The sequence below is a fragment of the Actinomadura miaoliensis genome (assembly GCF_039536785.1).
Taxonomy (GTDB): Bacteria; Actinomycetota; Actinomycetes; order Streptosporangiales; family Streptosporangiaceae; genus Spirillospora; species Spirillospora miaoliensis.
Genome location: NZ_BAAAZG010000059.1, coordinates 39,582 through 60,437 on the forward strand (window position 1 = coordinate 39,582; position 20,856 = coordinate 60,437).

Below are 20,856 nucleotides of genomic sequence, written 5' to 3' on the forward strand. Positions count from 1 at the left end.
GACGACGCTGTTCGACACGTGTTCGTTCTCCGCGAGAGGAAGTGGTCGTGTGCTTCCGTCCGCGGGCACACCGCACCGTCGCGCGGAGGGACGTTCACCCCGCGCGCTCGTCTGTCCCGGTGGCCCGCCCTACGCGGCGGGAGGGGAGAGCACGGCCGAACTCATGATCGCCACCCTAACCCGGGTCGGCGGCCGGGCGGACGCCGCCGTCGGCCGCCGCGCGGACCTCGACGCGGCCGCCCTGCCGGTAGGCGGAGGCCTGCAGTTCGTACAGCTCGGCGTACAGGCCGCCGAGGGACATCAGGTGCCGGTGGTCGCCGTGCTCGATGACGCGGCCCTCGTCCAGGACGTAGATGCGGTCGGCGAGCCGGACGCTGGCGAGCCGGTGGGTGATCAGCAGGACGGTGCGGCCGTGCGCGGCGGCGTGGTGGCGGATCTGCTGGAACAGGCGGTGTTCGGCGCGGGCGTCCAGCGCGGCGGTGGGCTCGTCGCAGATCAGCAGCGGCGCGTCCCGGTAGAACCCGCGGGCGGCGGCCAGCCGCTGCCACTGGCCGCCCGACAGCTCGCGCCCGTCGGCGAACCGCTTGTCCAGCAGCGTGGCGAGCCCGTGCGGCAGGGTGGCGATCACCTCGTCGGCGCCGGACGCGGCCGCCGCCTCCTCCACCGCCCGCCGCACCGGGCCGGCGTCCAGGTCGTCGCCCATGGCGATGTTGTCGGCGGCGGTCATCGGCCAGTGCGTGTGGTCCTGGGCGATCACGGCGATGGCGCGGCGCAGATCGTCGGGGTCGAGGTCGGACACGCGCAGGTCGTCCCAGCGCACCTCGCCCTGCTGCGGCTCGTACAGCCCCGCCAGGATCTTGGCGAGCGTCGTCTTGCCCGACCCGTTCTCCCCGACCAGCGCGACGATCTCGCCCCGCCGCAGCCGCACCGACACCTCGCGCAGAGACGGCACGTCGGCGCCGGGGTAGGCGAACGTGACCGCCTCGGCACTGATCTCCCGGAACCGCCGCAACGCCGCCACCACGCCGGACGCGCCCGCCACGTCGGACGCCGCCGCCCCGTTGGACGTGTCCGGCGCGTTCGGCGCGTCGGCCGTGGTCGAGGCCCGCGCCGGGGTCGCGGTGTCCAGCGTGCCGGACGTCGCCGCCCCGGTGGAGGTGCTCGCCGGGGCCGGGACGTTCGTCTCGCGTGCAGCGTCGGCCTGGGAGGGCGGGGCTGGGCGGGAGGCCGCACTGCCGGGCGCGTTCGCCGTGTCGGAGGTGGCGATGTTCGGGGGCAGCCGGGTTTCGGCGGTCTGGCAGAAGCTGACGTAGTCGCTGAAGTACAGGCCGTCCTCGTAACAGCGGTTCAGCGCGTAGACGAGGTTGATCAGGGAGTTCTGGCCGGTGCGGATCGCCAGGACGGCTGTTCCGGCGACCGCGAGGGGCATGATGCCCTTCCACAGCAGCAGGCCGAGTGCCGTGTACATCAGCGCCGTCGCCAGGCCTTTGAGCACGTCGCCCCACACCCGGGTCATGGTCTGGCGGCGCGCGAGGGCCAACATGACGCCGCGGATGTGGTCGGCGAGGGTGGCGTACTGGCGCAGGAGGAAGCCGCGGAGGGTGAACGAGCGGACCTCGGCGGCGTGGATCCGCTCGGTCATCAGCTCCGCCATGATCCAGTTGCGGCGGCGGGCCTCCACCAGGCTGAGCTGGGTCAGGTAGCCCAGACGGGCCGCGCGCACCGCCGCCCAGCCCTCGGGCAGCGCGGTCAGCAGCAGCAGCGGCAGCAGCACCGGGTGCAGCACGCCGAGCGCGCCGGCCGCCGCCGCGACCCCGACCGCGGCGGTGAACAGGTCCACGGCGTTGTCCACCATCGAGGGGGCCGAATCGACGCCGCGCAGCCGCGCGCGGTGCAGGTGGTCCTGGAAGTCTGCGTCGTCGAAGGCCGCCAGTTCGATGCCCGTGGTGACCTCGTACAGGCGCAGTTCGACGATCTGCTCGACCTGGGGCCGCAGGCGGGCCTGCGCCCACTGCGCCGCCACCGCGAACGCCCCCCGCACCGTGACGGCCACTCCCACCAGCACGAGCGCGGGCGCGGCCGAGCGGACCCGGTCCGGAGTGGGACCGGCGGCGAACAGGGCGGTCAGGACGCCCGTGGTCGCCAGCAGCCCGAAGGCCGTGAACAGTCCGGCGACGACGTTGAGCACCACCGTGGCGATCAGGTCGCGCCGGTTGGCCCGCCACGCCAGGACCATCACCTGGCCGATCAGCGCGGGCAGCCGCCGCGCCATGGTGAGCATGCCGGTCCGCGACAGCTCGGCGGCCCTGGCGTACCACTCCGGCTCGGTCAGCTTCGGCCCCAGGGCCTCCAGCATCCCCTCGGGGCGGCGCGGCCGCCTTCGCCGGCGCAGCCTCATCGGGACGCCTCGTCCCGGAGAACGCGCGTGGTGCCCGATCCGGCAGCGACGTTGACCATCGGCGTGGCCTCCCGCAGTCAGCGACCCGGGGACCACCTTCGGTGTTCGGGCGCGGCGCGGGAAGACCGTTGGCGGACTGTGGCCGCCGCCCGGACGGCACAGTAATGTTACGGGCGGTAAGGCCGACGGCACCGGCCGCGCCTATGTGCGGCGGCCGACCCCTCCGTACACCCAGATGGCGTCCAGGTACGGCGGCGGGTCGCCGTCCGGGCGCCACAGCGGGAGTCGCACCATTCCGGGGTCGACCATTTCCAGGCCGTCGAAGAAACGCTCGATTTCGGCGCCGCTGCGGGTGACGAACGGGGCGGTGGCGCTGTCGTAGGGGCGGACGGCCTCCGCGGACCGTTCGGGGTCGAAGTCCTGCGTGCCGTGACTGATCACCAGATGACTTCCGGGCGCCATGGCCCGTTTGAAACGTTCGACGATTCCCGCGGGGTCTTCGGAGTCGCGGACGAAATGCAGGATGGCGACGAGCAGAACGGCTACGGGCTGGTCGAAGTCGATGATCGCGCGGACGTCGGGATGCCCCAGGATCGCGTCGGGATCGCGCACGTCCCCCTCGACCACGACGGTGGGTCCTTCGTCGCGGTCGGCCAGCAGGGCGCGGGCGTGGACCAGCACCATGGGGTCGTTGTCGACGTAGACGATGCGCGCGTCCGGCGCGACCTCGTGCGCCACCTCGTTGGTGTTGCCCTGCGTGGGCAGTCCCGTGCCGATATCGAGGAACTGCCGGATGCCGGCGGCGGCGAGAAAACGCACCGTCCGGCCGAGGAAGGCCCGGTTCTCCAGCGCCATCAGGCGCGCCTCGGGCAGGACGCGCAGAACCTCGTCGGCGGCCTTGCGGTCGGCCTCGAAGTTGTCCTTGCCCCCGAGGTAGTAGTCGTACATGCGCGCCGGATGGGGCACGCTCCGATCCACCCGCCGATACCAGTCGCGTTCGATCATTGCCGTTCCCCTGGTCGCCCCCGGTGTTGGACGGATCATTCTGCACGACTCGAGAACGCGAATGCCCTGTTTCAGTCCACCGTTTTCGTCAATGGCGGTGACGGCACTGGTGGAGCACCCGTGGATGACCGAATGCGGACATCCGGAGAAACGGGTCAGGCGCGGTAGGCGTCCGGCATCCAGTGGCCGGGGTCGTCCGGCGGCGGCGGGGTCGGCACGGGCAGCAGGCGCAGCATGCGGCGCAGCGCGGGGCTGGTGTTGCCGCGATGCCACACGACCGACCAGGGGGCGAGCGGCACCGGGTCGACCAGCCGGATGCGGTGCAGGCCGAAGTCGGGCGGGATCTCGATGACGGCCTCGCCGAGCGCCACGTCGTGTTTCTCGCGACGCACCAGTTCCCCGTAGTGGCGGTGGCCGATCGCCGGTTCGTAGAAGCGGATCGGCACGCCGAAGTGGTGGGCGAGGCCGGTCAGGTAGCCGCGCGCCTCGCTCGCGCCGCCCGGGTCGGGCATGGCGACGCCCGGCAGCTCGGACGGGCGCATCGCGTCCCGGGACGCCAGCGGATGGTCCAGCGGGACGAAGGCGTGCATCGGCTCCAGGTGCACCAGCCGGTGCGCCAGCTCCGGCGGCAGCGGCTCGGGAAGGTCCATGACCTGGCCGAACGCGGCGTCGATCTCGCGGGTGCGCAGGGCGGGCAGCGCCAGCGCCAGGCCCTGGCGCATGCTGGGCTGGACGCGCAGCGACGGGTCGCGCTCCAGCAGCTCGCGCAGCAGCCGCATGGGCGTGAAACGCTCGTCGAAGACGTCGACGCGCAGCCGCTGGGCGGTCTCGCGCACCGAGGCGACGGCCGCGTCGAACGCGGCGAGCGCGTCCTTGGCCAGCGGCAGGAAGCTGTGCCCGGCCGGGGTCAGCTCGACGCGGCGCGTGGTGCGTTCGAACAGCGACGCCGACAGCGCCTCCTCCAGCCTGCGGATGCGCTTGGACAGCGCCTGCTGCGTGAGGAACAGCCGGGCGGCGGCGCGGCCGAAGTGCATCTCCTCCGCGGCGGCGACGAAGGCGCGCACGAGCTGGAGGTCCACGTCCACGCGTCCAGATTAACCACCGCCGGTCGTCAATCGCCCGCCGGAAGTTGTTGGACGCCGGCGGCGCCGCGCGGCTTTGCTGGGGCCATGACCACGACCATGGCGACGAAGGACGAGCTGCCGTCAGGCTTCGACCCGGTGTTCCAGCGGCTGCTGCGCGAGCGCGTCATCTTCCTCGGGCAGCAGGTGGACGACGCCATCGCCAACCGGATCTGCGCCGAGATGCTGCTGCTGTCCGCCGAGGACCGGCGCCGCGACATCTTCCTCTACATCAACTCCCCCGGCGGCTCGATCACCGCCGGGATGGCGATCTACGACATCATGCAGTACGTGCCCAACGACGTGGCGACGGTGTCGCTGGGCTTCACCGCGTCCATGGGCCAGTTCCTGCTGTCGGCGGGGACGCCCGGCAAGCGCTACGCCCTGCCGCACGCGCGGATCCTGATGCACCAGCCGTCCGGCGGCGTCGCGGGCACCGCGTCCGACGTGCGGATCCAGGCGGAGAACATGCGCTACACCAAGCGGATCGTGCAGGATCTGATCGCCCAGCACACCGGCCAGCCGGTCGAGCGGATCGAGGCCGACTCCGACCGCGACCGGTTCTTCACCGCCGAGGAGGCCAAGGAGTACGGCTTCGTCGACGAGGTCGTGCGCACCGCCCCCCGGGTGACCGCCGCCGCCTGAGCCAGCCGCCTCCCCCGAAGGCCCGCCGTGACGCCCCGTCGCGGCGGGCCTTCGTCGTGCGCTCGGCATGCCCCCGCCGTTGACGGGACGCGTCCGCATGACCCACTATGAACACATGTTCATGAACGTGTGTTCATATGGAGGTCCGCGATGAGCGCCACCGCACCGAAGATCGTCAACTCCCACCAGGCCGAGGCGTGGAACGGCTACGAGGGCGAGCACTGGGCCGCCCACCGCGACCGCTACGACGCGGTCAACAGCGGCTTCAACGGCGCGCTGCTGGACGCGGCCGCGATCGGCGAGCGCGACCGCGTGCTGGACGTCGGCTGCGGCAACGGGCAGGTGACGCGGCTGGCCGCGCGGCGGGCCCGGCTGGGGCAGGTCACCGGCGTGGACCTGTCCGGGCCGATGCTGCGCACGGCGCGCCTGGCCGCCCTGGACGAGCACGTCGGCAACGTGACGTTCGAACGCGGCGACGCCCAGGTGCACCCCTTCCCTGACGGCGCGTTCGACGTGGCGATCAGCCGGTTCGGGGTGATGTTCTTCGCCGACCCCGTCGCGGCGTTCGCCAACATCCGGCGCGCGCTGCGTCCCGGGGGGCGGGTGGCGTTCCTGTGCATGCAGCCGGTGCGGGGCAGCGGCCTCGGGGAGCTGTTCGCGGCCCTGGCCGAGCACGTGCCGCAGCTGCGTCCCGCCGGCGCGGCCGACACGGGGCCCACCTCGCTGGCCGACCCCGAACGGGTGCGCGCCGTGCTCGGCGACGGCGCCGGGTTCCGCGACGTGACGTGCGCGCACGTGGAGGCGGTGCAGGTCTGGGGGCGGGACGCGGCTGACGCGGCGCGGTTCCTCGGCGGCTGGGGCCCGGTGCGGCACCACCTCGGCGGCGTCGACGAGGCGACGGCGGCACGGGCGCTGGAGGCGCTGGAGATCGCGATGCGGCGGTTCGAGGAGCCGGACGCCGTCCGGCTGCCGGCGACCGCCTGGCTGGTCACCGCGTTCCGATGACCGGACGGACCGTGCCGCCGGGCGGGCCGTCCGAATACGATCAGGGGTGATGTCGCCGAGGAGAGCCGCCGCGTTGCGGGGCGGGGAGCAGAGCCTGCGCGAGCACCTGGTCGCTACCGCCGAACGGCTCATCCGTGAGCGCGGGACGGCCGGGCTGACCGTGCGGCTCATCGCCCGCGAGGCCGGGGTCGCCGACGGAGTGCTCTACAACCACTTCGCCGACAAGGAAGAGCTGCTGGCGTGCGCGCTGCGGGCCCGCGTGCGCGCGGTGGAGAGCGAGCTCGGCGACCTCCCCGGCGCGGGCACCGCGACGGTGGAGGAGAACCTGCGCGCCTACGTCGTCTACGGCATGAGGCTGCACGCGGGCATCCTGCCCGCCTTCGCCGGGCTCGTCGGGCAGCCCGCCGTCCTGGCCCGGTTCGCCGCCCCCGGCGGCGGAGGCGGGCGGCCCGGCGGGGACTGGCGCGACCGGCTGCTGGCCTACCTGCGGGACGAACGGGAGCTGGGCAGGCTCGCGCCGGACGCGCGGATCGAGGCGGCGACCAGGATGATCGTGGGCGTGTGCCACGAGGCGGTGACGTCGACGTTGGCCCACGGGTACGCCCGGCCGGCGTCGCCGCCCGCGGACGTGCCCGGGGACGACGAGGTCGGCGACCTGGTCGCGGCCGTGCTCGACGGCATCGCCCCCGGCCGGGAACCCGGCCGACGACCCGGCCAGCGATAGGTCATCTGACGGATTATCTGCTGACGAACTATTCTGGCGGCATGACCGTCACGCAAGCGATCCCGGACCTGTCCTACCTGTTCAACCACACCAGCCATGTGCTGAAGACGCAGATGACGGCCGCCCTCGCCGAGATCGGGCTGACCCCGCGCATGCACTGCGTGCTCGTCCACGCCCTGGAGGAGGAGCGCACCCAGATCCAGCTCGCCGAGCTCGGCGACATGGACAAGACCACCATGGTCGTCACGATGGACGCGCTGGAGAAGGCCGGATACGCCGAGCGCCGCCCGTCCAGCCGCGACCGGCGCGCCCGGATCGTCAAGGTCACCGAGCGCGGCGCCGAGATCGTGGAGCGCAGCAGGCAGATCGTCGACCGGGTGCACGGCGCGGTCCTGGAGGCGCTGCCCGAGGACGAGCGGGAGGTGTTCCTGCGCGCCATGGAACGCCTGGCGGGCGGCCACCTGGCCGAACCGGTGGAGGCGCAGTGCCGCCGCCCGCGCGAGCGCACCAGATAGGCAACTAGAAGATCGTCTACTAAAAAACTATCTGCTACTGTCTCTCCTGTTGAGCTCGTCCCGCGCTGAGCGCTGACAGGAGATGACCCATGTCCGAGACTGCCTCTCCGGCGACCGGGACCGCCCCCGCGCGGCCCGCGGCCGGCCCGGGCGAGACCGCGGCGCCCGCGTCCCGGCGCCGCTGGTACGCGCTGGCCGTGCTGTGCGCCGCGTCGCTGATGATCATCCTGGACGGCAGCATCGTCACCGTGGCGCTGCCCGCCATCCAGTCCGACCTGGGGTTCAGCCCGTCCGGCCTGACCTGGACGGTGAACGCCTACATGATCACGTTCGGCGGGCTGCTGCTGCTCGCCGGGCGCCTCGGCGACCTGGCGGGCCGCCGCCGGGTGCTGCTGGCCGGGCTGGCGGTGTTCACCGCCGCCTCGGTGCTGTGCGGGCTGGCCACCACGCCCGCGATGCTGGTCGCCGCCCGGTTCGCCCAGGGCGCCGGGGGCGCGCTGGCCTCCGCGGTCTCCCTCGGGATCATCGTGACGCTGTTCACCGACCCGGGCGAGCGGGGCCGGGCCATCGGCGCGTTCGCGTTCACCGGCGCGACCGGCGCCGCGCTCGGGCAGGTGCTCGGCGGCCTGCTCACCGACGGGTTCGGCTGGAACTGGGTGTTCTTCATCAACGTGCCGATCGGCGCGGCCACGATGATCGGGGCGGTGCGGCTGCTGGCCGACGACCCCGGGCTCGGGCTGCGGCGCGGCGCCGACGTGCTCGGCGGCGTGCTCGTCACCGCCGGGGCCATGCTGACCGTCTACACGATCGTCCAGGCCGAGCGGCACGGCTGGGCGTCGGCGCGCACCCTGGCACTGGCCGCCGGTTCGCTGGCGCTGCTGGCCGGGTTCGTCGCCCGCCAGGCCACCGCCGCCGCTCCCCTGCTGCCGCTCCGGACGCTGCGCGTCCGCAACGTCTGGGGCGCCAACCTGGTGCAGATGCTGCTGGTCGCGGCGATGTTCGGGTTCCAGATCCTCATCGCGCTCTACATGCAGCAGGTGCGCGGCTACAACGCCACCGAGACCGGCCTGGCCCTGCTGCCCGGCGCGATCGCCATCGGCGGGATCTCCCTGGTGGTGTCGGCGCGGATGATCAACCGGTTCGGCGAACGGACCGTCCTGCTGACCGGGCTAGTCTCGGTGGTCGCCGGGTACGCGGTGCTGACCCGCCTGTCGGCGGACGGCCCCTACGTCACCCACCTGCTGCCGGTGATGGTGCTGATCGGCGGGTTCGGCCTCGCCCTGCCCGCGCTGACCGGCCTCGGCATGTCCGGCGCGCGCGACGACGACGCCGGGGCGGCGTCCGGCCTGTTCAACACCACCCAGCAGATGGGCGCCGCGCTCGGGGTCGCGGCCCTGTCGACGTTCGCCGCCACCCGCGCCGCGCACCTGCGCGACGACGGCCTGCGGGAGGCGCTGGCGCTGACCGGGGGCTACCGGCTGGCGTTCGGCGTCGGCGCCGGGCTGCTGGTCACCGCGATCGTGCTGGCGCTGCTCGTGCTGCGCCGCGTCCCCACCGAGAAGAAGGGCTGAACGAAATGACCGACGAATACCCGCCCGGCACCGGCCCCGGGCCGAAGAAGCTGACCGACGAGGAACTGTCACGCCTGCTGGGTGAGCACCGGTTCGGTGCGCTGGCGACCAACAAGCGCAACGGGCATCCGGCGCTGTCGACCGTCCTCTACCACTGGGACCCGGAGGAACGCGTCCTGCGCTTCTCCACCACGGCCGACCGGCTGAAGGTGCGCCAAGTGCGCAACGACCCCCGCGTGGCGCTGTACGTGACGTCCGCCGACCACATGACGTACGTGGTCGCCGAGGGCGAGGCGGAGGCGTCCCCGGTGAGCGAGCAGCCCGGCGACGAGACCGGTCGCGAGCTGCTCGCCATCAACCCGGTCGAGATGAGCGCCACCGACCGGGCCGCCTTCCTTGAGCACATGGTCAAGGAGCGGCGGCTGGTGATCAGGATCCGGGTGGCGCGGCTGTACGGACTGACCCTCGCCGGTTAGCCGGGGATCAGTGCGGCAGCGCGTACAGCAGCAGCGGCACGAGCGCGATCAGCGGGATGGCGACCGTCGCGGCGACCCGGGTGGGACGGCCCACCGGCACCGGCTGCAGCAGCCGGTTGACCCGGGCCATCACCGGGATGTCGTCGGCGGTCGCGACGCCGAGGGCGCCGGACGGGGCGGCCGCGGGGCGGGCGGCGGCGAACCGCAGCAGCGCGGTGGCCAGCTCCCGGGGGGCGCGGTGCTGCCGGGCGCGGTCGTCGGCGGCCATCTCGATGAGCAGCTCGACCGCGTCCAGGCACCGTCCGACCAGCCCGATCTGCGGGAAGACCTGGCGCAGCGAGGCGAACGGCAGCAGCACCAGGTCGTGCCGCTCGCGGGCGTGGGCGCGTTCGTGCGCCAGCACCGCGGCCAGCTCGGCCGGGTCGAGCAGCTCCAGCGTCCCGGCGCTGACCACGACCTTGGACGAGCGCACGCCCGGCACGCAGTAGGCGGCGGCGGTGGGGTGGTCGAGCACGAGGGTGCCGGGGACGGCGGCGTCGCGGCGGGAGATCAGCGCCAGCAGCGCCCGGTGGCGTCGCCGGGCCCGCACCACCCGGACCACCGCGTACGCCAGCATCACCAGCAGCACGGCGGCCAGGGTGACGGCCGACAGCAGCGCGGCGACGTGCCAGGCGTCGAGGCGGGCGGCGTGGTCGGCCAGCAGCAGCGGCAGGCCGCCGGCGATGCCGTGGTCGTAGGGCATCAGCGCGAAGCCCAGCAGGGCGCCGATCGTGGCGACGCCCCAGCCCAGCCCGAGGGCCTGCCAGAGGGCGATCGCGGTGCGGGGGGAACGCCACGTCCACCGGGCCCGCGACAGCAGGTGCGCCCCGCCAACGGTCCCGATGGAGATCAGTGCGAGCAGGGCGGCGCCGGTCATGCCGGTGGCTCCTTGCCGGTGGTGAGGTTCCGGTCGGACAGGTTCGCGTTGGGCAGCTCCCCGTCCGGCAGCTTAGCGCCGGGCAGGCCGGCGGCGGAGCCGTTCCCGGTCAGCTCGGCGAGGGCCTGGCGGATCACGTCGGCCTCGGTCTGCGACACCGAGTGCACGAAGCGCACCAGGGCCGCGTCACGGTCGCCGGTCTCGTTGAGGGCGCCCAGCATCAGCTCGGTGACGTACTCCTCGCGGCTGGCGACCGGGCGGTAGCGCCAGGCGCGGCCGTCCCGCTCGCGCTGGAGGAAGCCCTTCTTGGCCAGGCGGTCCAGGACCGTCATGACGGTGGTGTGCGCGAGGTCCCGATCGCTCGCCAGGGCTCTGCTGACGTCGCGGGCGGTCGCGGCCGCCAGGCCGGCGCCGTCCCGCTCCCAGAGGACCTCCATGACCGTGCGTTCAAGCTCTCCCAGACCCTTCACGACCGCCAGGGTATCCGACTGAGAGGGACGTCACCACGGCCGGTAGTACCACTTCCTGTAGTACTACGGCCTGTAGTACTACAGTCGGTTGCATGAGTTCCCTCGCGCTGCTCGCGGAGAACGCGACGAGCACCGGGGCGGCCACCCCGGCGGACTTCATGGCCGCGCGCCAGCAGATGGCGTTCACCCTCGGCTTCCACATCATCCTGGCCAGCATCGGCATCGGACTGCCCGCGATCACCCTGCTCGCCGAGTGGCGGTCGCTGCGCACCGGCGACGCCGTCTACGCCGAGCTCGCCCGGCGCTGGATGAAGGCGGCGGGCGTGCTGTTCGCGGTCGGCGCCGTGTCCGGCACCGTCCTGTCGTTCGAGATGGGCACGCTGTGGCCGGGGTTCATGGACACCTACGGGCAGGTGTTCGGCGCCGCGTTCGCCCTGGAGGGCATCGCCTTCTTCATCGAGGCCATCTTCATGGGCGTCTACCTCTACGGGTGGGACCGGCTGTCGCCCCGCGCGCACTTCCTCACCGGTATCCCCGTGGTGATCGGGGGCCTGCTGTCGGCCTCGTTCGTGGTGACGGTGAACGCGTGGATGAACCAGCCGCGCGGGTTCAGGCTGGAGAACGGCAGGGTCACCGACGTCGACCCGCTGGCGGCGATGTTCAACCCGGCCACCCCGACGCAGGCGGTGCACCTGCTGCTGGCGTCGCTGATGGTGTGCGGATTCATCGTCGCGTCGGTGTACGCGGTGGCGCTGCTGCGCGACGCACGCGCGGGCCGCGTCGACCGCTACCACCGGCTCGGCTTCGCCATCCCGTTCTCCCTGGGCGCGGTGTGCGCCCCGCTGCAGGTGCTGGTGGGCGACTGGGCGGTGCGGTTCGTCGCCGACAACCAGCCGGTCAAGTTCGCCGCCATGGAGGGCGTCGAGCACACCGAGGCGGGGGTCCCGTTCCGGTTCGCCGTGCTGGAGATCCCCAACGCGCTGTCGCTGATGCTGAAGTTCGACGCGAACGCCACCCTGCGCGGGCTGGACTCCTTCCCCGAGGACGTGCGGCCGCCCGCCGAGGTCGTCAAGACCTCCTTCGAGCTCATGATCGCGATCGGGACGGCGCTGCTGGCGCTGGCCGCCTGGTGGGGCCTGGCCTGGTGGCTGCGCCGCCGGTCGGGCGGCGCGCGGGCCGAGCTGCCGTGGCGGCCGTGGTTCCTGCGGCTGGCCGCCGCGTCCGGGGTCGCCGCGTCGGTCGCCATGCTCGCCGGATGGACCACCACCGAGGTGGGACGCCAGCCGTGGATCGTGTACGGGGTGATGCGCACCGAGGAGGCGGTCAACCCCAACCCCGGCCTGCGCTACGGCCTCTACATCGTGCTGGTTGTGTACGCCGTGCTGGCCGCCGCGACGATCAGCGTGCTGCGGCGGATGCGGCGCCGTCCCGTCCCCGCGGCGGCGGACGGCCCGTCCACGCCCCCTGAGGACGAGACCGGAGCGACCACGACCACCGAAGAGCCGGCCGCCGACCGGGAGGCGGCCGGGAAGGAGACCGTCGGCACGGGCGAGACGAGGAGCGGACGATGAGCTACGCGGACGTCGCGATCGGCCTGATCCTGGTGGGGCTGTCGGCGTACCTGCTGTTCGGCGGGGCGGACTTCGGCGCCGGGCTGTGGCACCTGGTGTCGCGGCGGCGTTCCGACCAGCGGGTCATCGAGCACGCCATGGGGCCGCTGTGGGAGGCCAACCACGTCTGGCTGATCTTCGTGATGGTGATGACCTGGACGGCGTTCCCGCCGGTGTTCGCCGACGTCATGGCGGCGCACTGGGTGCCGCTGTCGCTGGCGGCCCTCGGCATCGTGGCGCGCGGCAGCACGTTCGTGTTCGCCAAGGCCGTGCCGGACCAGGGCTGGTACCGGTGGATCTTCGGGGTGTCGTCGGTGCTGACGCCCTACTGCCTGGGCGCGGTGGCCGCCGCGCTCACCGTCGGCGCGTCCGGCTGGCTCACCCCGGCCGGGGTGTACGGGGGGCTGCTGACCACCGTGCTGTGCGCGTACCTGGCGGCCGTCTACCTGATCTGGGACGCGCGGCGGCTCGGCGACCAGGGCGCCTCCCTGCGGTTCCGCGGCTTCGCGCTGGTGTCCGGCGCGGCGGTCGGGGTGCTGGCGCTGCCGGGCGCCGCCGCGTTCGGGGTGCACGACCCGCTGATCCTGGTGTCGGCGGCGGCCGGGCTGGTCTCGCTGGTGCTGCTGGTGCGGCGGTCCTACCTGGCGGTCCGGGCGACCGGCGCCCTCGCCGTCGTCACCGTGCTGTGGGGCGCCGCCGCCATGGCGGACCTGGACCTGGACGCGGCCGCCGCGCACGACGCCGTGCTCCAGGTCGTGCTGGTGTCCCTCGGCGTGGGGGCGGTGATCCTCGTCCCGTCGATGGCGTGGCTGTTCGTCCTGTTCCAGCGCGGGACGCCTCAGCGCGAGGAGCCCCGCACCTCCTGACCCGCGGCGCGCCGGGCGGTCACGGTCGGCAACCTCTCGTCCGGCGCGCCGCCTCCCTTCCGTCCGCCGCGGCCGGGCCACCACCAGTTGGCGTGGCCGAGCAGGCTCATCAGGGCGGGCACCAGCACCAACCGCACGAGCGTGGCGTCCACGGCCACCGCCACCGCCATGCCCAGCGCCATCATCTTGACCGTCGGGTCGGGCTGCGGGACGAACCCGGCGAACACGAAGATCATGATCAGCGCGGCGGAGGTGATCAGCCGGGCGGTGGCGCCGATGCCGCGGGCCACGCTGTCGTGCGGGTCGCCGGTGCGCTGGTACTCCTCGCGGACGCGGGCCAGCAGGAACACCTCGTAGTCCATGGACAGCCCGAAGACCAGGGCGAACATGAACAGCGGGACGAACGACATCACCGGGATCGGCTGGTCCAGGCCGAGCAGCCCGATCCCCCAGCCCCACTGGAACACCGCCGTCACCAGCCCGAACGACGCACCGATCGACAGCAGGTTCATCAGCGCCGCCTTCACCGGGACGACGACCGCGCGGAAGGCGACCACCAGCAGGAGCAACGCGACCCCGACGACCGCGACCACCACCACGGGCATGCGCGCCCCGACCGTGTCGGCGAGGTCGATGATCGCCGGGTTCTCGCCGCCCAGGTGCACGACGGCCCCCGGTGTCGCGGCCGCGACGGCGGGCAGTTCCACGGTGCGCAGCCGGTGCACCAGGTCGGTGGTGGCCGCCTCGTGCGGCGCGGTCGCCGGGACGACCCGCACGATCACGGTCGTCCCGGACACGACGGGTTCCGCCGCGAACGCCACGCCCGGCACCTCGGCGACCCGCTGCCGCAGCCGCTGGCCGAGCAGCACCGCGTCCCGGTCGGGCTTCTTGGTGGGGTCGGGCGCGCCCTTCACCTGCGACGTGCCGTCCGTCGTCGACGGCGACGGCTGGCCCGGGTACGGGGAGGGCGTCGCGGGGGGCGGCCCCGTCAGCCCGCCGAGCCCGGCCGGGCCCCTCACCACCGGCGCGGACGTCTTCGACGCCTTCGGGGACGGCGTCGCCTTGGGCCGGGGGACGCGTTCGGCGCGTCCCGGAACCTTGGCGACGATCACGAAGGGGCTGTAGTGGCCGGGGCCGAACTCGCGGGCGACCATGTCGTACGCCTGCCGCGCGTCCGTCCCCGGGGCCGCGGTGCTGTCGGACATCACGCCGAAGCGCAGGCTCAGCGTCGGGATCGACAGCGCCAGCAGCACCAGCGTGGCGGCGATCGCGTACGGCCAGGCGTGCCGGTCGACGTGGCGGCCCCAGCGCGTCCACCGGTCGGCGCTGCGGTCGGGGCGCACGCGCGGCAGCCGCCACCGGTCGATCCGCGTGCCGAGGGCGCCGAGGACGGCGGGCAGCAGGGTGAGGGCGGCCAGCACCATCACGCCGACCGCCAGGGCCGACGCCAGCCCGATGCGCCCGACGAACGCGATGCCCGCCAGGAACAGCCCGCAGATCGCGAACACGACGGTGCCCCCGGCGAACACCACCGCGTGCCCCGAGTGCGCCATGGCCCTGCCGACGGCGGTCTCCACGTCGTCCCCGGCCGCCAGCTGCTGCCGATACCGGGTGACGATGAACAGCGCGTAGTCGATGCCCGCGCCGATGCCCAGCATCGCGGCCACCAGCGGCGCGGTCGGGTGCACCTCGAACAGCGACGCGGCGAAGTGGATCAGCGAGTAGGCGACCGCCATCCCGCACAGCGACACCACGATCGGGACGCCCGCGGCCAGGAACGACCCGAACGCCAAAAGCAGCACCACCAGCGCCATGACGATCCCGGCGGCCTCCTGCGGGCCGCCCCGGGGCTGGTTGAGCAGCATCGCGGCGATGCCGCCGAACGCCACGTCCACGCCCGCCATGCGCGCGGGCTCCACGGCGCGGTCCAGGTCCTCCAGGTCGGAGACGGCCAGGTCGCCCATGGTGCCCGTGAAGTTGACGCGCACGGCCACGGCGTCGTCACCGCGCAGGCCGCCCATGCCCTCGACGTAGGGGTTCTCGACGTAGGCGACGCGGTCGAGGCGTCCGATGCGGTCGACGGCCTGGCCGATCGCCAGCGCGACCCGCCAGTCGGCCGGGCTGCCGTGGTCGGTGCCGTGGAACACGACGGTGGCGGTGGGGCCGGTCATGGCCGGGAAGTCCGCGCGCAGGGCGTCGATGGCGCGCTGCGTCTCGGTGCCCGGCAGGGTGCCCTGCTGGACGAACATCCCGCCGTGGGCGAGGCCGAGCACGGCGGTGCCCAGCATCACCGCGATCCACAGCCCGACGACCGCGCGCCGGCGCCGGACGCACCAGCGGCCGAGCCGGTCCAGCCCGCCCGCCATGCCCGACATGCCCGTCATGACCACGCAGGAAAACACGTCCGCTGCAGGTTTGCAATAACTGCAAGTTTGCAGTCGTGATACCGTACGTGACGTGGATCACGCCGGACGGTCAGAGCCGCGCCCGGGGTTGCGCGAGCGCAAGAAGGAGCGCACGCGCCGGGCGATCGCCTCCGCCGCGCTGCGGCTGTTCGCCGAGCGGGGCTACGAGGAGACGACGATCGCCGACATCGCGGCCGCCGCCGAGGTGTCCCCGCGCACGTTCTTCGGCTACTTCCCGAGCAAGGAGGACGTGGTCTTCGCCGAGATCGACGACCGGCTGGCCGAGGTCCGCGAGCGGCTGGCGCGGCGCGTCCCCGACGAGACGCCGCTGGAGACCGTCCGGCGCGCCGCGGCGGACGCGATCGCCGCGCTGGCCGCCGAGCACGGCGACTACGGCGCGGTGCAGATCCGGCTCATCCTGGAACGTCCCGGGCTGCAGGCCCGCGCGCTGCAACGCCTCACCGACACCCAGCAGGAACTGGGCGCGCTGCTGGCCGGGCTGTGCCCGGACCTGGACGAGATCGACGCCCTGGCGGCGGCGGGCGCGGCGGTCGGCGCCGTGCAGACCGTCATCATGCACTGCCGCCGCCACGGCTTCGACCCGGCGGCGATCCGTGCCGCCCTGGACCGCGCCCTGGACGTCGTGGAGCACGGCCTGCGGTCGGTGGAGGCGCTCAGCCGTCCCGCCGGACCCTGAGCCGCCGGGCACCGGCGCCGGTGGCGCCCGGCCGCCGGTGCCCGGCCCGCGGTCACCGCTCGTGCGGCAGGAAGTGCCCGAACCGTCCCAGGTGGTAGAGCAGCGGCCGGTCGGACTCACGGATGTCGGTGGACGTCACCAGGCCCACGACCAAAATGTGGTCGCCGATGTCGATCGTCGTGTACGGGACGCACAGCAGGTGGGCGCACACGTCGTCCAGCAGCGGGGTTCCGTCGGTGTGCGGGTGCCACCGGGTGGGCGCGGCGAACCGGTCGATGCCGCGCCGGGCGAACCGGGCCGCCACGTCGGCCTGCCCGGACGCCAGGATGTTCACCGCGAACCGCTCCGCGCGGCGCATCGACGGCCAGGTGGTCGAGCCGCGGTCCACGTAGAACGACACCAGCGGCGGGGACAGGCTGACCGAGGAGAACGAGGTCGCGGTCAGCCCGGCCGGCTCCGCGCCGCACGCCGCGGTGACCACCACCACCCCGGCCGCGTGCAGCGCCAGCGCGCGGCGGAACCGGTCCTCGTCGATCATCTGGTCGGGCAGCAGTTCGGTCATCACCGAGTCCTTTCACGGGGGGTGTGGTCCCGGGGCGGTCAGACGAAGGGGACGGCGGGCGCGGCCAGGTCGGGGCCGCCCGCGGGGTGCTTCCACAGGCCGCGGTCGGCCAGCAGGGGCAGGACGCCCTCGCCGAACCAGTACGCCTCCTCCAGGTGCGGGTAGCCGGACAGGATGAACTCCTCCAGGCCCAGCTCGGCGTACTCGGCGATCCGGTCGGCGACCTCGGCGTGGCTGCCGACCAGGGCGGTCCCGGCGCCGCCGCGGACCAGGCCGACGCCCGCCCACAGGTTGGGGGCGATCTCCAGCTCGCGCAGGTCGCGGCGGGCGGCGCCGCCGTGCAGGTCGAGCATGCGCCGCTGTCCCTCCGACTCGCTGCGCCGCAGGCCCGCCTGCACCTGCTCGATCGTCTCCGGGGAGATGCCGGCCAGCAGCCGTCCGGCCTGCGCCCACGCCTCCTCGGCGGTGTCGCGGCTGATGACGTGCAGGCGGATGCCGAACCGCACGCGGCGGTCCCGCTCGTCGGCCAGCCGGCGGATCCAGGCGATCTTGTCGGCGACGGCGGCGAGCGGCTCGCCCCAGGTCAGGTAGACGTCGCTGTGCCGGGCCGCGACCGGCCCCGCCTCCGCCGACGACCCGCCGAAGTAGATCGGCGGGACGGGGCTCGGCGGCTGGGCGAGCCGGGCGCCCTCGACCTTGATGTGACGGCCGTCGAAGTCCAGTTTCTCGCCCCGCCACAGGGCGCGTACGACGTGGAGGAACTCGTCGGTGCGGGCGTAGCGGCCGGCCTTGTCGAGGAAGTCGCCGTACGCGCGCTGCTCGTGGGCCTCGCCGCCGGTGACGACGTTCAGCAGCAGCCTGCCCCGCGAGTGCCGCTGGTAGGTGGCGGCCATCTGGGCGGCCAGCACCGGGCTCAGCAGGCCCGGCCGGAACGCCACGAGGAACTTCAGCGATTCGGACGTCTCCACGAGCAGCGCCGTGGTGAGCCAGGCGTCCTCGCACCACGCGCCGGTGGGGGTGAGGGCGCCCTCGAAGCCGAGATCCTCGGCGGCGGCCACGATCTGGCCCAGGTAGCGCAGGGTGGCGGGACGGTCTCCGGCGGCGGCGCCCGCGTCGAGGCCGTGGCCTCCGCCGACGATGTAGCGGCTGTCGCCGTAGGTGGGCAGGAACCAGTGGAAGGTCAGCGTCACAGGTGGCCCCTCTGTCAGATGACGCCGTGCCGGGGCGGCGGCGTTCCGTTGAGCACGTGGCGGCCGATGTGCTGGACCTTCCAGCGCACCGGGTCGTGCAGGGTGTGGGTGCGGGCGTTGCGCCAGTGCCGGTGCAGGTTGAGCCCGTCCAGGCTGGAGCGGGTGCCCGACACCTCGAACAGCGCGTTGGTGATCTCGATCGCGGCGCGGTCGGCGGCCGTCTTGGCGACGGCGACGGCGATGGACGCCTCGGCCGCCGCCTCGTCGGTGAGCGCGTGCCGGGCCGTCTCCACGGCGCGTCCCGCCTCGGCCAGGAGTGCACGCGCGGAGCGTTCGGTGATGGCCAGCTCCCCGAATCTCTGGATGAGGAGCGGGTCCTCTGCGGCGGTGTCGTATCCGCTCTCGAACCACGGGCGGGCCTTCGTCCGCACGAACTCGGCGGCCTCGCGTAGCGCGCCCCCGGCGATGCCCGCGTCGATGGCCGTGTGCAGCAGTTGCGCGTAGGCGCCGTGCACTTGCGGGCCGGTGAACGTCAGGTGATGCGGGACGACGCGTTCGGCCGGGACGCGCACGTCGTCGAGCCGTACGGTGCCGCTGGCGGTGGTGCGCTGCCCCATGCCCGACCAGTCGTCCACGATCTCCAGGCCGGGAGCGTCCCTGGGCACGTAGGCGACGTGCAGCCTGTCGCCCTCGCCCGGGACGTCGAGCTGGGCGAGCACCGGCACCCAGTGGGCGAACAACGCGCCCGTGCAGTAGAACTTCTCGCCGGTGAGAACGTAGCCGCCATCACGGTGCGGGCGCAGGCGGGTGCGGTAGTCCTGGACGTGCCTGGTGTGCGCCTCCGACTGGGCGTTGCCGAACCGCTTGCCCGCCAGCGCCTCGGCGAAGAAGAACTTCTGCTGGTCCGCGTCGCCCTGCTGGGCCAGCACCCGCAGGTACACCACGTGGCTCTGCGGGATCTGCGCGATGCTGGGATCGGCCTCGGCCAGCAGCCGGTACACCTCGGCGAGCGTGTCGGCGCGCACGTCGGCGCCGCCGTGCTCGCGCGGGACGGTGATCGCCAGCAGCCCGCTGCGGGACAGCTCGTCCAGCTCGGCGTGCGGCAGGATCCGCCGAGCGTCGCGTTCGGCCGCGCCGGCGGCGAAGGCGGCGGCCAGCCGCGCAGCGGTCGCGACGGCCTCCTCGTCGGTCCTGATGACGTGCGCGTGCTCGTGCGCGTGCTCGTGCTCGGCCATGGTCATCCCACCTTCTCCACGGGTCGGCCGGCGCCGCGTGCCGTGACGGCGCGGCGGTGGCGGGCGCCGGGATGGTCGTCGCGCAGGCGGACCTGGCCGGGGCCGAGCAGGTTCTCGCGCAGGGTCGCCGACTCGTAGGCCCCGGGCACCCGGCCCCGGCGCCGCAGCTCCGGGACGACGAGGTCGACGAAGTCCTCGAACGTGCCGGGCGTGACGGCGTAGGCGAGGTTGAACCCGTCGATGCCGGTCTCGTCCACCCAGGACTCCAGCTCGTCGGCCACGGTGGACGGGGAGCCCGCCACGACCGGGCCGATGCCGCCGATCGCCAGGTAGCGGCCGATGTCGCGGGGCGTCCAGCGGTGCTCCGGGTCGATCGTGGTGAAGATCTCCAGCGCGGAGTGGACGGCGTCGGTGCGCACGTACTCGAGAGGCTCGTCGGGGTCGTACCGGGACAGGTCCAGGCCGCTCCAGCCGCCGTACAGCGCCATCGCGCCCTCGTGGGACGAGTGGCGCAGGTACTCGTCGTGCTTGGCGCGGGCCTCGGCGTCGGTGGGCGCCGTGATCGCGGTGAACAGGATGAAGATCTTCACGCCGGCGGGGTCGCGGCCGGCGCGGGCGGCGCGGGCGCGGATGTCGGTGACGCGCTTGCGCAGCCCCTCCTTGGTGACCGCGTTGATGAAGACGCCTTCGGCGTGCCGTGCCGCGAACGCCCGTCCCGCCGTGGACGCGCCCGCCTGGTAGATGACGGGCGTGCGCTGCGGCGACGGCTCGCTGAGGAACACCCCGGGCACGTCGAAGTGCCTGCCCTTGTGCGCGATCTCGTGCACCTTGGCGGGGTCGGTGAAGACGCCCCTGCGCGCGTCCCGGACGACGGCGTCGTCCTCCCAGGACCCTTCCCACAGCTTGTAGCAGACTTCGAGGAACTCCTCGGCCACCTCGTACCGGTCGTCGTGGTCGCGTTGGCGTCCCATGCCCAGGTTGCGGGCGGCGCTGTCGAGGTAGGACGTGACGACGTTCCAGGCGATCCGGCCCTTGGTCAGGTGGTCCAGCGTGGTGAACTTGCGGGCCAGGTTGTACGGCTGCTCGTAGGTGAGGGACACCGTCACGCCGAAGCCCAGGTGCCGGGTGGCCGCCGCCATCGCCGACACCACCAGCAACGGGTCGTTCAACGGGATCTGCGTCGCCTGCCGTACGGCCGGGTCACGCGAACCGGTGTAGACGTCGTACACGCCGAGTACGTCGGCCAGGAACAGGGAATCGAAACGTCCCCGCTCCAGAAGGCGCGCCAATTCGATCCAGTAGTCCAGATCGGTGTAGCGGTACGCCTGGTCGTCGGGATGTCGCCACAGCCCCGGCGCCTGGTGGCCGACGCAGCTCATGTCGAAGGCGTTGAGGAAGATCCGTTTCTTCGGTTCAGGGACGGATGTCATGCGCACTCCTTTGAC

The 20,856-nt window shown here is 73.3% G+C and carries 19 protein-coding genes; 9 read left to right on the forward strand and 10 right to left on the reverse strand.

Annotated elements, in window-relative coordinates; all coding sequences use genetic code 11:
• Nucleotides 1-175 precede the first annotated feature (175 nt).
• The 3 genes from ABD811_RS36875 to ABD811_RS36885 all read right to left on the reverse strand — a co-directional run bounded on the left by ABD811_RS36875 (nucleotide 176) and on the right by ABD811_RS36885 (nucleotide 4,488).
• Nucleotides 176-2,398 (reverse strand): ABC transporter ATP-binding protein, encoded by a 2,223-nt coding sequence (locus ABD811_RS36875; RefSeq protein ID WP_344957067.1) that lies wholly within the window; start codon nucleotides 2,396-2,398, stop codon nucleotides 176-178.
• A gap of 201 nt (nucleotides 2,399-2,599) precedes the next feature.
• Nucleotides 2,600-3,403, reverse strand: a complete 804-nt coding sequence (locus ABD811_RS36880; RefSeq protein ID WP_344957069.1) for an SAM-dependent methyltransferase — start codon at nucleotides 3,401-3,403, stop codon at nucleotides 2,600-2,602.
• Nucleotides 3,404-3,558: 155 nt separating this feature from the next.
• Nucleotides 3,559-4,488: a LysR family transcriptional regulator gene (locus ABD811_RS36885; protein WP_344957071.1), complete on the reverse strand. Its 930-nt coding sequence runs from the start codon at nucleotides 4,486-4,488 to the stop codon at nucleotides 3,559-3,561.
• 84 nt (nucleotides 4,489-4,572) lie between these two features.
• Here ABD811_RS36885 and ABD811_RS36890 point away from each other — a divergent pair, with 84 nt between their 5' ends.
• The 6 genes from ABD811_RS36890 to ABD811_RS36915 all read left to right on the forward strand — a co-directional run bounded on the left by ABD811_RS36890 (nucleotide 4,573) and on the right by ABD811_RS36915 (nucleotide 9,460).
• Nucleotides 4,573-5,169, forward strand: coding sequence for an ATP-dependent Clp protease proteolytic subunit (locus ABD811_RS36890; protein ID WP_344957073.1), 597 nt, complete (start codon nucleotides 4,573-4,575; stop codon nucleotides 5,167-5,169).
• A gap of 150 nt (nucleotides 5,170-5,319) precedes the next feature.
• Nucleotides 5,320-6,174 (forward strand): class I SAM-dependent methyltransferase, encoded by an 855-nt coding sequence (locus ABD811_RS36895; protein ID WP_344957075.1) that lies wholly within the window; start codon nucleotides 5,320-5,322, stop codon nucleotides 6,172-6,174.
• A gap of 49 nt (nucleotides 6,175-6,223) precedes the next feature.
• Complete coding sequence (locus ABD811_RS36900; RefSeq protein WP_344957077.1) at nucleotides 6,224-6,898, forward strand: TetR/AcrR family transcriptional regulator; 675 nt, start codon at nucleotides 6,224-6,226, stop codon at nucleotides 6,896-6,898.
• 41 nt (nucleotides 6,899-6,939) lie between these two features.
• Nucleotides 6,940-7,413 (forward strand): MarR family winged helix-turn-helix transcriptional regulator, encoded by a 474-nt coding sequence (locus tag ABD811_RS36905; RefSeq protein WP_344957080.1) that lies wholly within the window; start codon nucleotides 6,940-6,942, stop codon nucleotides 7,411-7,413.
• Between the two features lie 89 nt (nucleotides 7,414-7,502).
• A complete protein-coding gene (locus tag ABD811_RS36910) occupies nucleotides 7,503-8,984 on the forward strand; it encodes an MFS transporter (protein ID WP_344957082.1) in 1,482 nt (493 codons plus the stop codon).
• 5 nt (nucleotides 8,985-8,989) lie between these two features.
• On the forward strand, nucleotides 8,990-9,460 hold the full coding sequence (locus ABD811_RS36915) for a pyridoxamine 5'-phosphate oxidase family protein (RefSeq protein WP_344957084.1): 471 nt from the start codon (nucleotides 8,990-8,992) through the stop codon (nucleotides 9,458-9,460).
• 7 nt (nucleotides 9,461-9,467) lie between these two features.
• On the opposite strand, the gene ABD811_RS36920 is transcribed toward ABD811_RS36915, so the two are convergent.
• Nucleotides 9,468-10,376, reverse strand: a complete 909-nt coding sequence (locus ABD811_RS36920) for a M56 family metallopeptidase (protein ID WP_344957086.1) — start codon at nucleotides 10,374-10,376, stop codon at nucleotides 9,468-9,470.
• Nucleotides 10,373-10,846 (reverse strand): BlaI/MecI/CopY family transcriptional regulator, encoded by a 474-nt coding sequence (locus tag ABD811_RS36925; RefSeq protein WP_344957088.1) that lies wholly within the window; start codon nucleotides 10,844-10,846, stop codon nucleotides 10,373-10,375. The genes ABD811_RS36920 and ABD811_RS36925 overlap by 4 nt, the downstream gene beginning before the upstream one ends.
• 92 nt (nucleotides 10,847-10,938) lie before the next feature.
• Between ABD811_RS36925 and ABD811_RS36930 the strand changes: the two genes are divergently transcribed.
• Together ABD811_RS36930 and ABD811_RS36935 are read left to right on the forward strand one after the other, a co-directional pair.
• A complete protein-coding gene (locus tag ABD811_RS36930) occupies nucleotides 10,939-12,417 on the forward strand; it encodes a cytochrome ubiquinol oxidase subunit I (RefSeq protein WP_344957091.1) in 1,479 nt (492 codons plus the stop codon).
• Complete coding sequence (locus tag ABD811_RS36935; RefSeq protein WP_344957093.1) at nucleotides 12,414-13,322, forward strand: cytochrome d ubiquinol oxidase subunit II; 909 nt, start codon at nucleotides 12,414-12,416, stop codon at nucleotides 13,320-13,322. Before ABD811_RS36930 ends, ABD811_RS36935 begins: the two co-directional genes overlap by 4 nt.
• On the opposite strand, the gene ABD811_RS36940 is transcribed toward ABD811_RS36935, so the two are convergent.
• Nucleotides 13,295-15,706 carry an MMPL family transporter gene (locus tag ABD811_RS36940; RefSeq protein WP_344957095.1) on the reverse strand — a complete coding sequence of 804 codons (2,412 nt, stop codon included), beginning with the start codon at nucleotides 15,704-15,706 and terminating at the stop codon, nucleotides 13,295-13,297. The genes ABD811_RS36935 and ABD811_RS36940 overlap by 28 nt on opposite strands.
• A 73-nt stretch (nucleotides 15,707-15,779) precedes the next feature.
• Between ABD811_RS36940 and ABD811_RS36945 the strand changes: the two genes are divergently transcribed.
• A complete protein-coding gene (locus ABD811_RS36945) occupies nucleotides 15,780-16,424 on the forward strand; it encodes a TetR family transcriptional regulator (protein WP_344957097.1) in 645 nt (214 codons plus the stop codon).
• A 52-nt stretch (nucleotides 16,425-16,476) separates the two neighbouring features.
• Here the strand turns inward: ABD811_RS36945 and ABD811_RS36950 are convergent, their stop codons facing one another.
• Genes ABD811_RS36950 through ABD811_RS36965 form a run of 4 tightly spaced genes read right to left on the reverse strand, consistent with a single transcriptional unit; the run spans nucleotide 16,477 to nucleotide 20,841 of the window.
• A complete protein-coding gene (locus ABD811_RS36950) occupies nucleotides 16,477-16,986 on the reverse strand; it encodes a flavin reductase family protein (RefSeq protein ID WP_344957099.1) in 510 nt (169 codons plus the stop codon).
• A gap of 38 nt (nucleotides 16,987-17,024) precedes the next feature.
• Nucleotides 17,025-18,176: an LLM class flavin-dependent oxidoreductase gene (locus ABD811_RS36955; protein WP_344957102.1), complete on the reverse strand. Its 1,152-nt coding sequence runs from the start codon at nucleotides 18,174-18,176 to the stop codon at nucleotides 17,025-17,027.
• Nucleotides 18,177-18,190: 14 nt separating this feature from the next.
• Nucleotides 18,191-19,411 carry an SfnB family sulfur acquisition oxidoreductase gene (locus ABD811_RS36960; RefSeq protein ID WP_344957104.1) on the reverse strand — a complete coding sequence of 407 codons (1,221 nt, stop codon included), beginning with the start codon at nucleotides 19,409-19,411 and terminating at the stop codon, nucleotides 18,191-18,193.
• Between the two features lie 2 nt (nucleotides 19,412-19,413).
• Nucleotides 19,414-20,841, reverse strand: a complete 1,428-nt coding sequence (locus tag ABD811_RS36965) for an LLM class flavin-dependent oxidoreductase (protein ID WP_344957106.1) — start codon at nucleotides 20,839-20,841, stop codon at nucleotides 19,414-19,416.
• Between the last annotated feature and the right edge of the window lie 15 nt (nucleotides 20,842-20,856).

Coding starts and splice junctions, on each gene's coding strand:
- ABD811_RS36910 (WP_344957082.1), top strand. CDS start 7,503: ATGTCCGAGACTGCCTCTCCGGCGACCGGGACCGCCCCCGCGCGGCCC.
- ABD811_RS36900 (WP_344957077.1), top strand. CDS start 6,224: ATGTCGCCGAGGAGAGCCGCCGCGTTGCGGGGCGGGGAGCAGAGCCTG.
- ABD811_RS36940 (WP_344957095.1), bottom strand. CDS start 15,706: ATGACGGGCATGTCGGGCATGGCGGGCGGGCTGGACCGGCTCGGCCGC.
- ABD811_RS36890 (WP_344957073.1), top strand. CDS start 4,573: ATGACCACGACCATGGCGACGAAGGACGAGCTGCCGTCAGGCTTCGAC.
- ABD811_RS36935 (WP_344957093.1), top strand. CDS start 12,414: ATGAGCTACGCGGACGTCGCGATCGGCCTGATCCTGGTGGGGCTGTCG.
- ABD811_RS36960 (WP_344957104.1), bottom strand. CDS start 19,411: ATGGCCGAGCACGAGCACGCGCACGAGCACGCGCACGTCATCAGGACC.
- ABD811_RS36905 (WP_344957080.1), top strand. CDS start 6,940: ATGACCGTCACGCAAGCGATCCCGGACCTGTCCTACCTGTTCAACCAC.
- ABD811_RS36920 (WP_344957086.1), bottom strand. CDS start 10,376: ATGACCGGCGCCGCCCTGCTCGCACTGATCTCCATCGGGACCGTTGGC.
- ABD811_RS36965 (WP_344957106.1), bottom strand. CDS start 20,841: ATGACATCCGTCCCTGAACCGAAGAAACGGATCTTCCTCAACGCCTTC.
- ABD811_RS36895 (WP_344957075.1), top strand. CDS start 5,320: ATGAGCGCCACCGCACCGAAGATCGTCAACTCCCACCAGGCCGAGGCG.
- ABD811_RS36930 (WP_344957091.1), top strand. CDS start 10,939: ATGAGTTCCCTCGCGCTGCTCGCGGAGAACGCGACGAGCACCGGGGCG.
- ABD811_RS36915 (WP_344957084.1), top strand. CDS start 8,990: ATGACCGACGAATACCCGCCCGGCACCGGCCCCGGGCCGAAGAAGCTG.
- ABD811_RS36875 (WP_344957067.1), bottom strand. CDS start 2,398: ATGAGGCTGCGCCGGCGAAGGCGGCCGCGCCGCCCCGAGGGGATGCTG.
- ABD811_RS36880 (WP_344957069.1), bottom strand. CDS start 3,403: ATGATCGAACGCGACTGGTATCGGCGGGTGGATCGGAGCGTGCCCCAT.
- ABD811_RS36950 (WP_344957099.1), bottom strand. CDS start 16,986: ATGACCGAACTGCTGCCCGACCAGATGATCGACGAGGACCGGTTCCGC.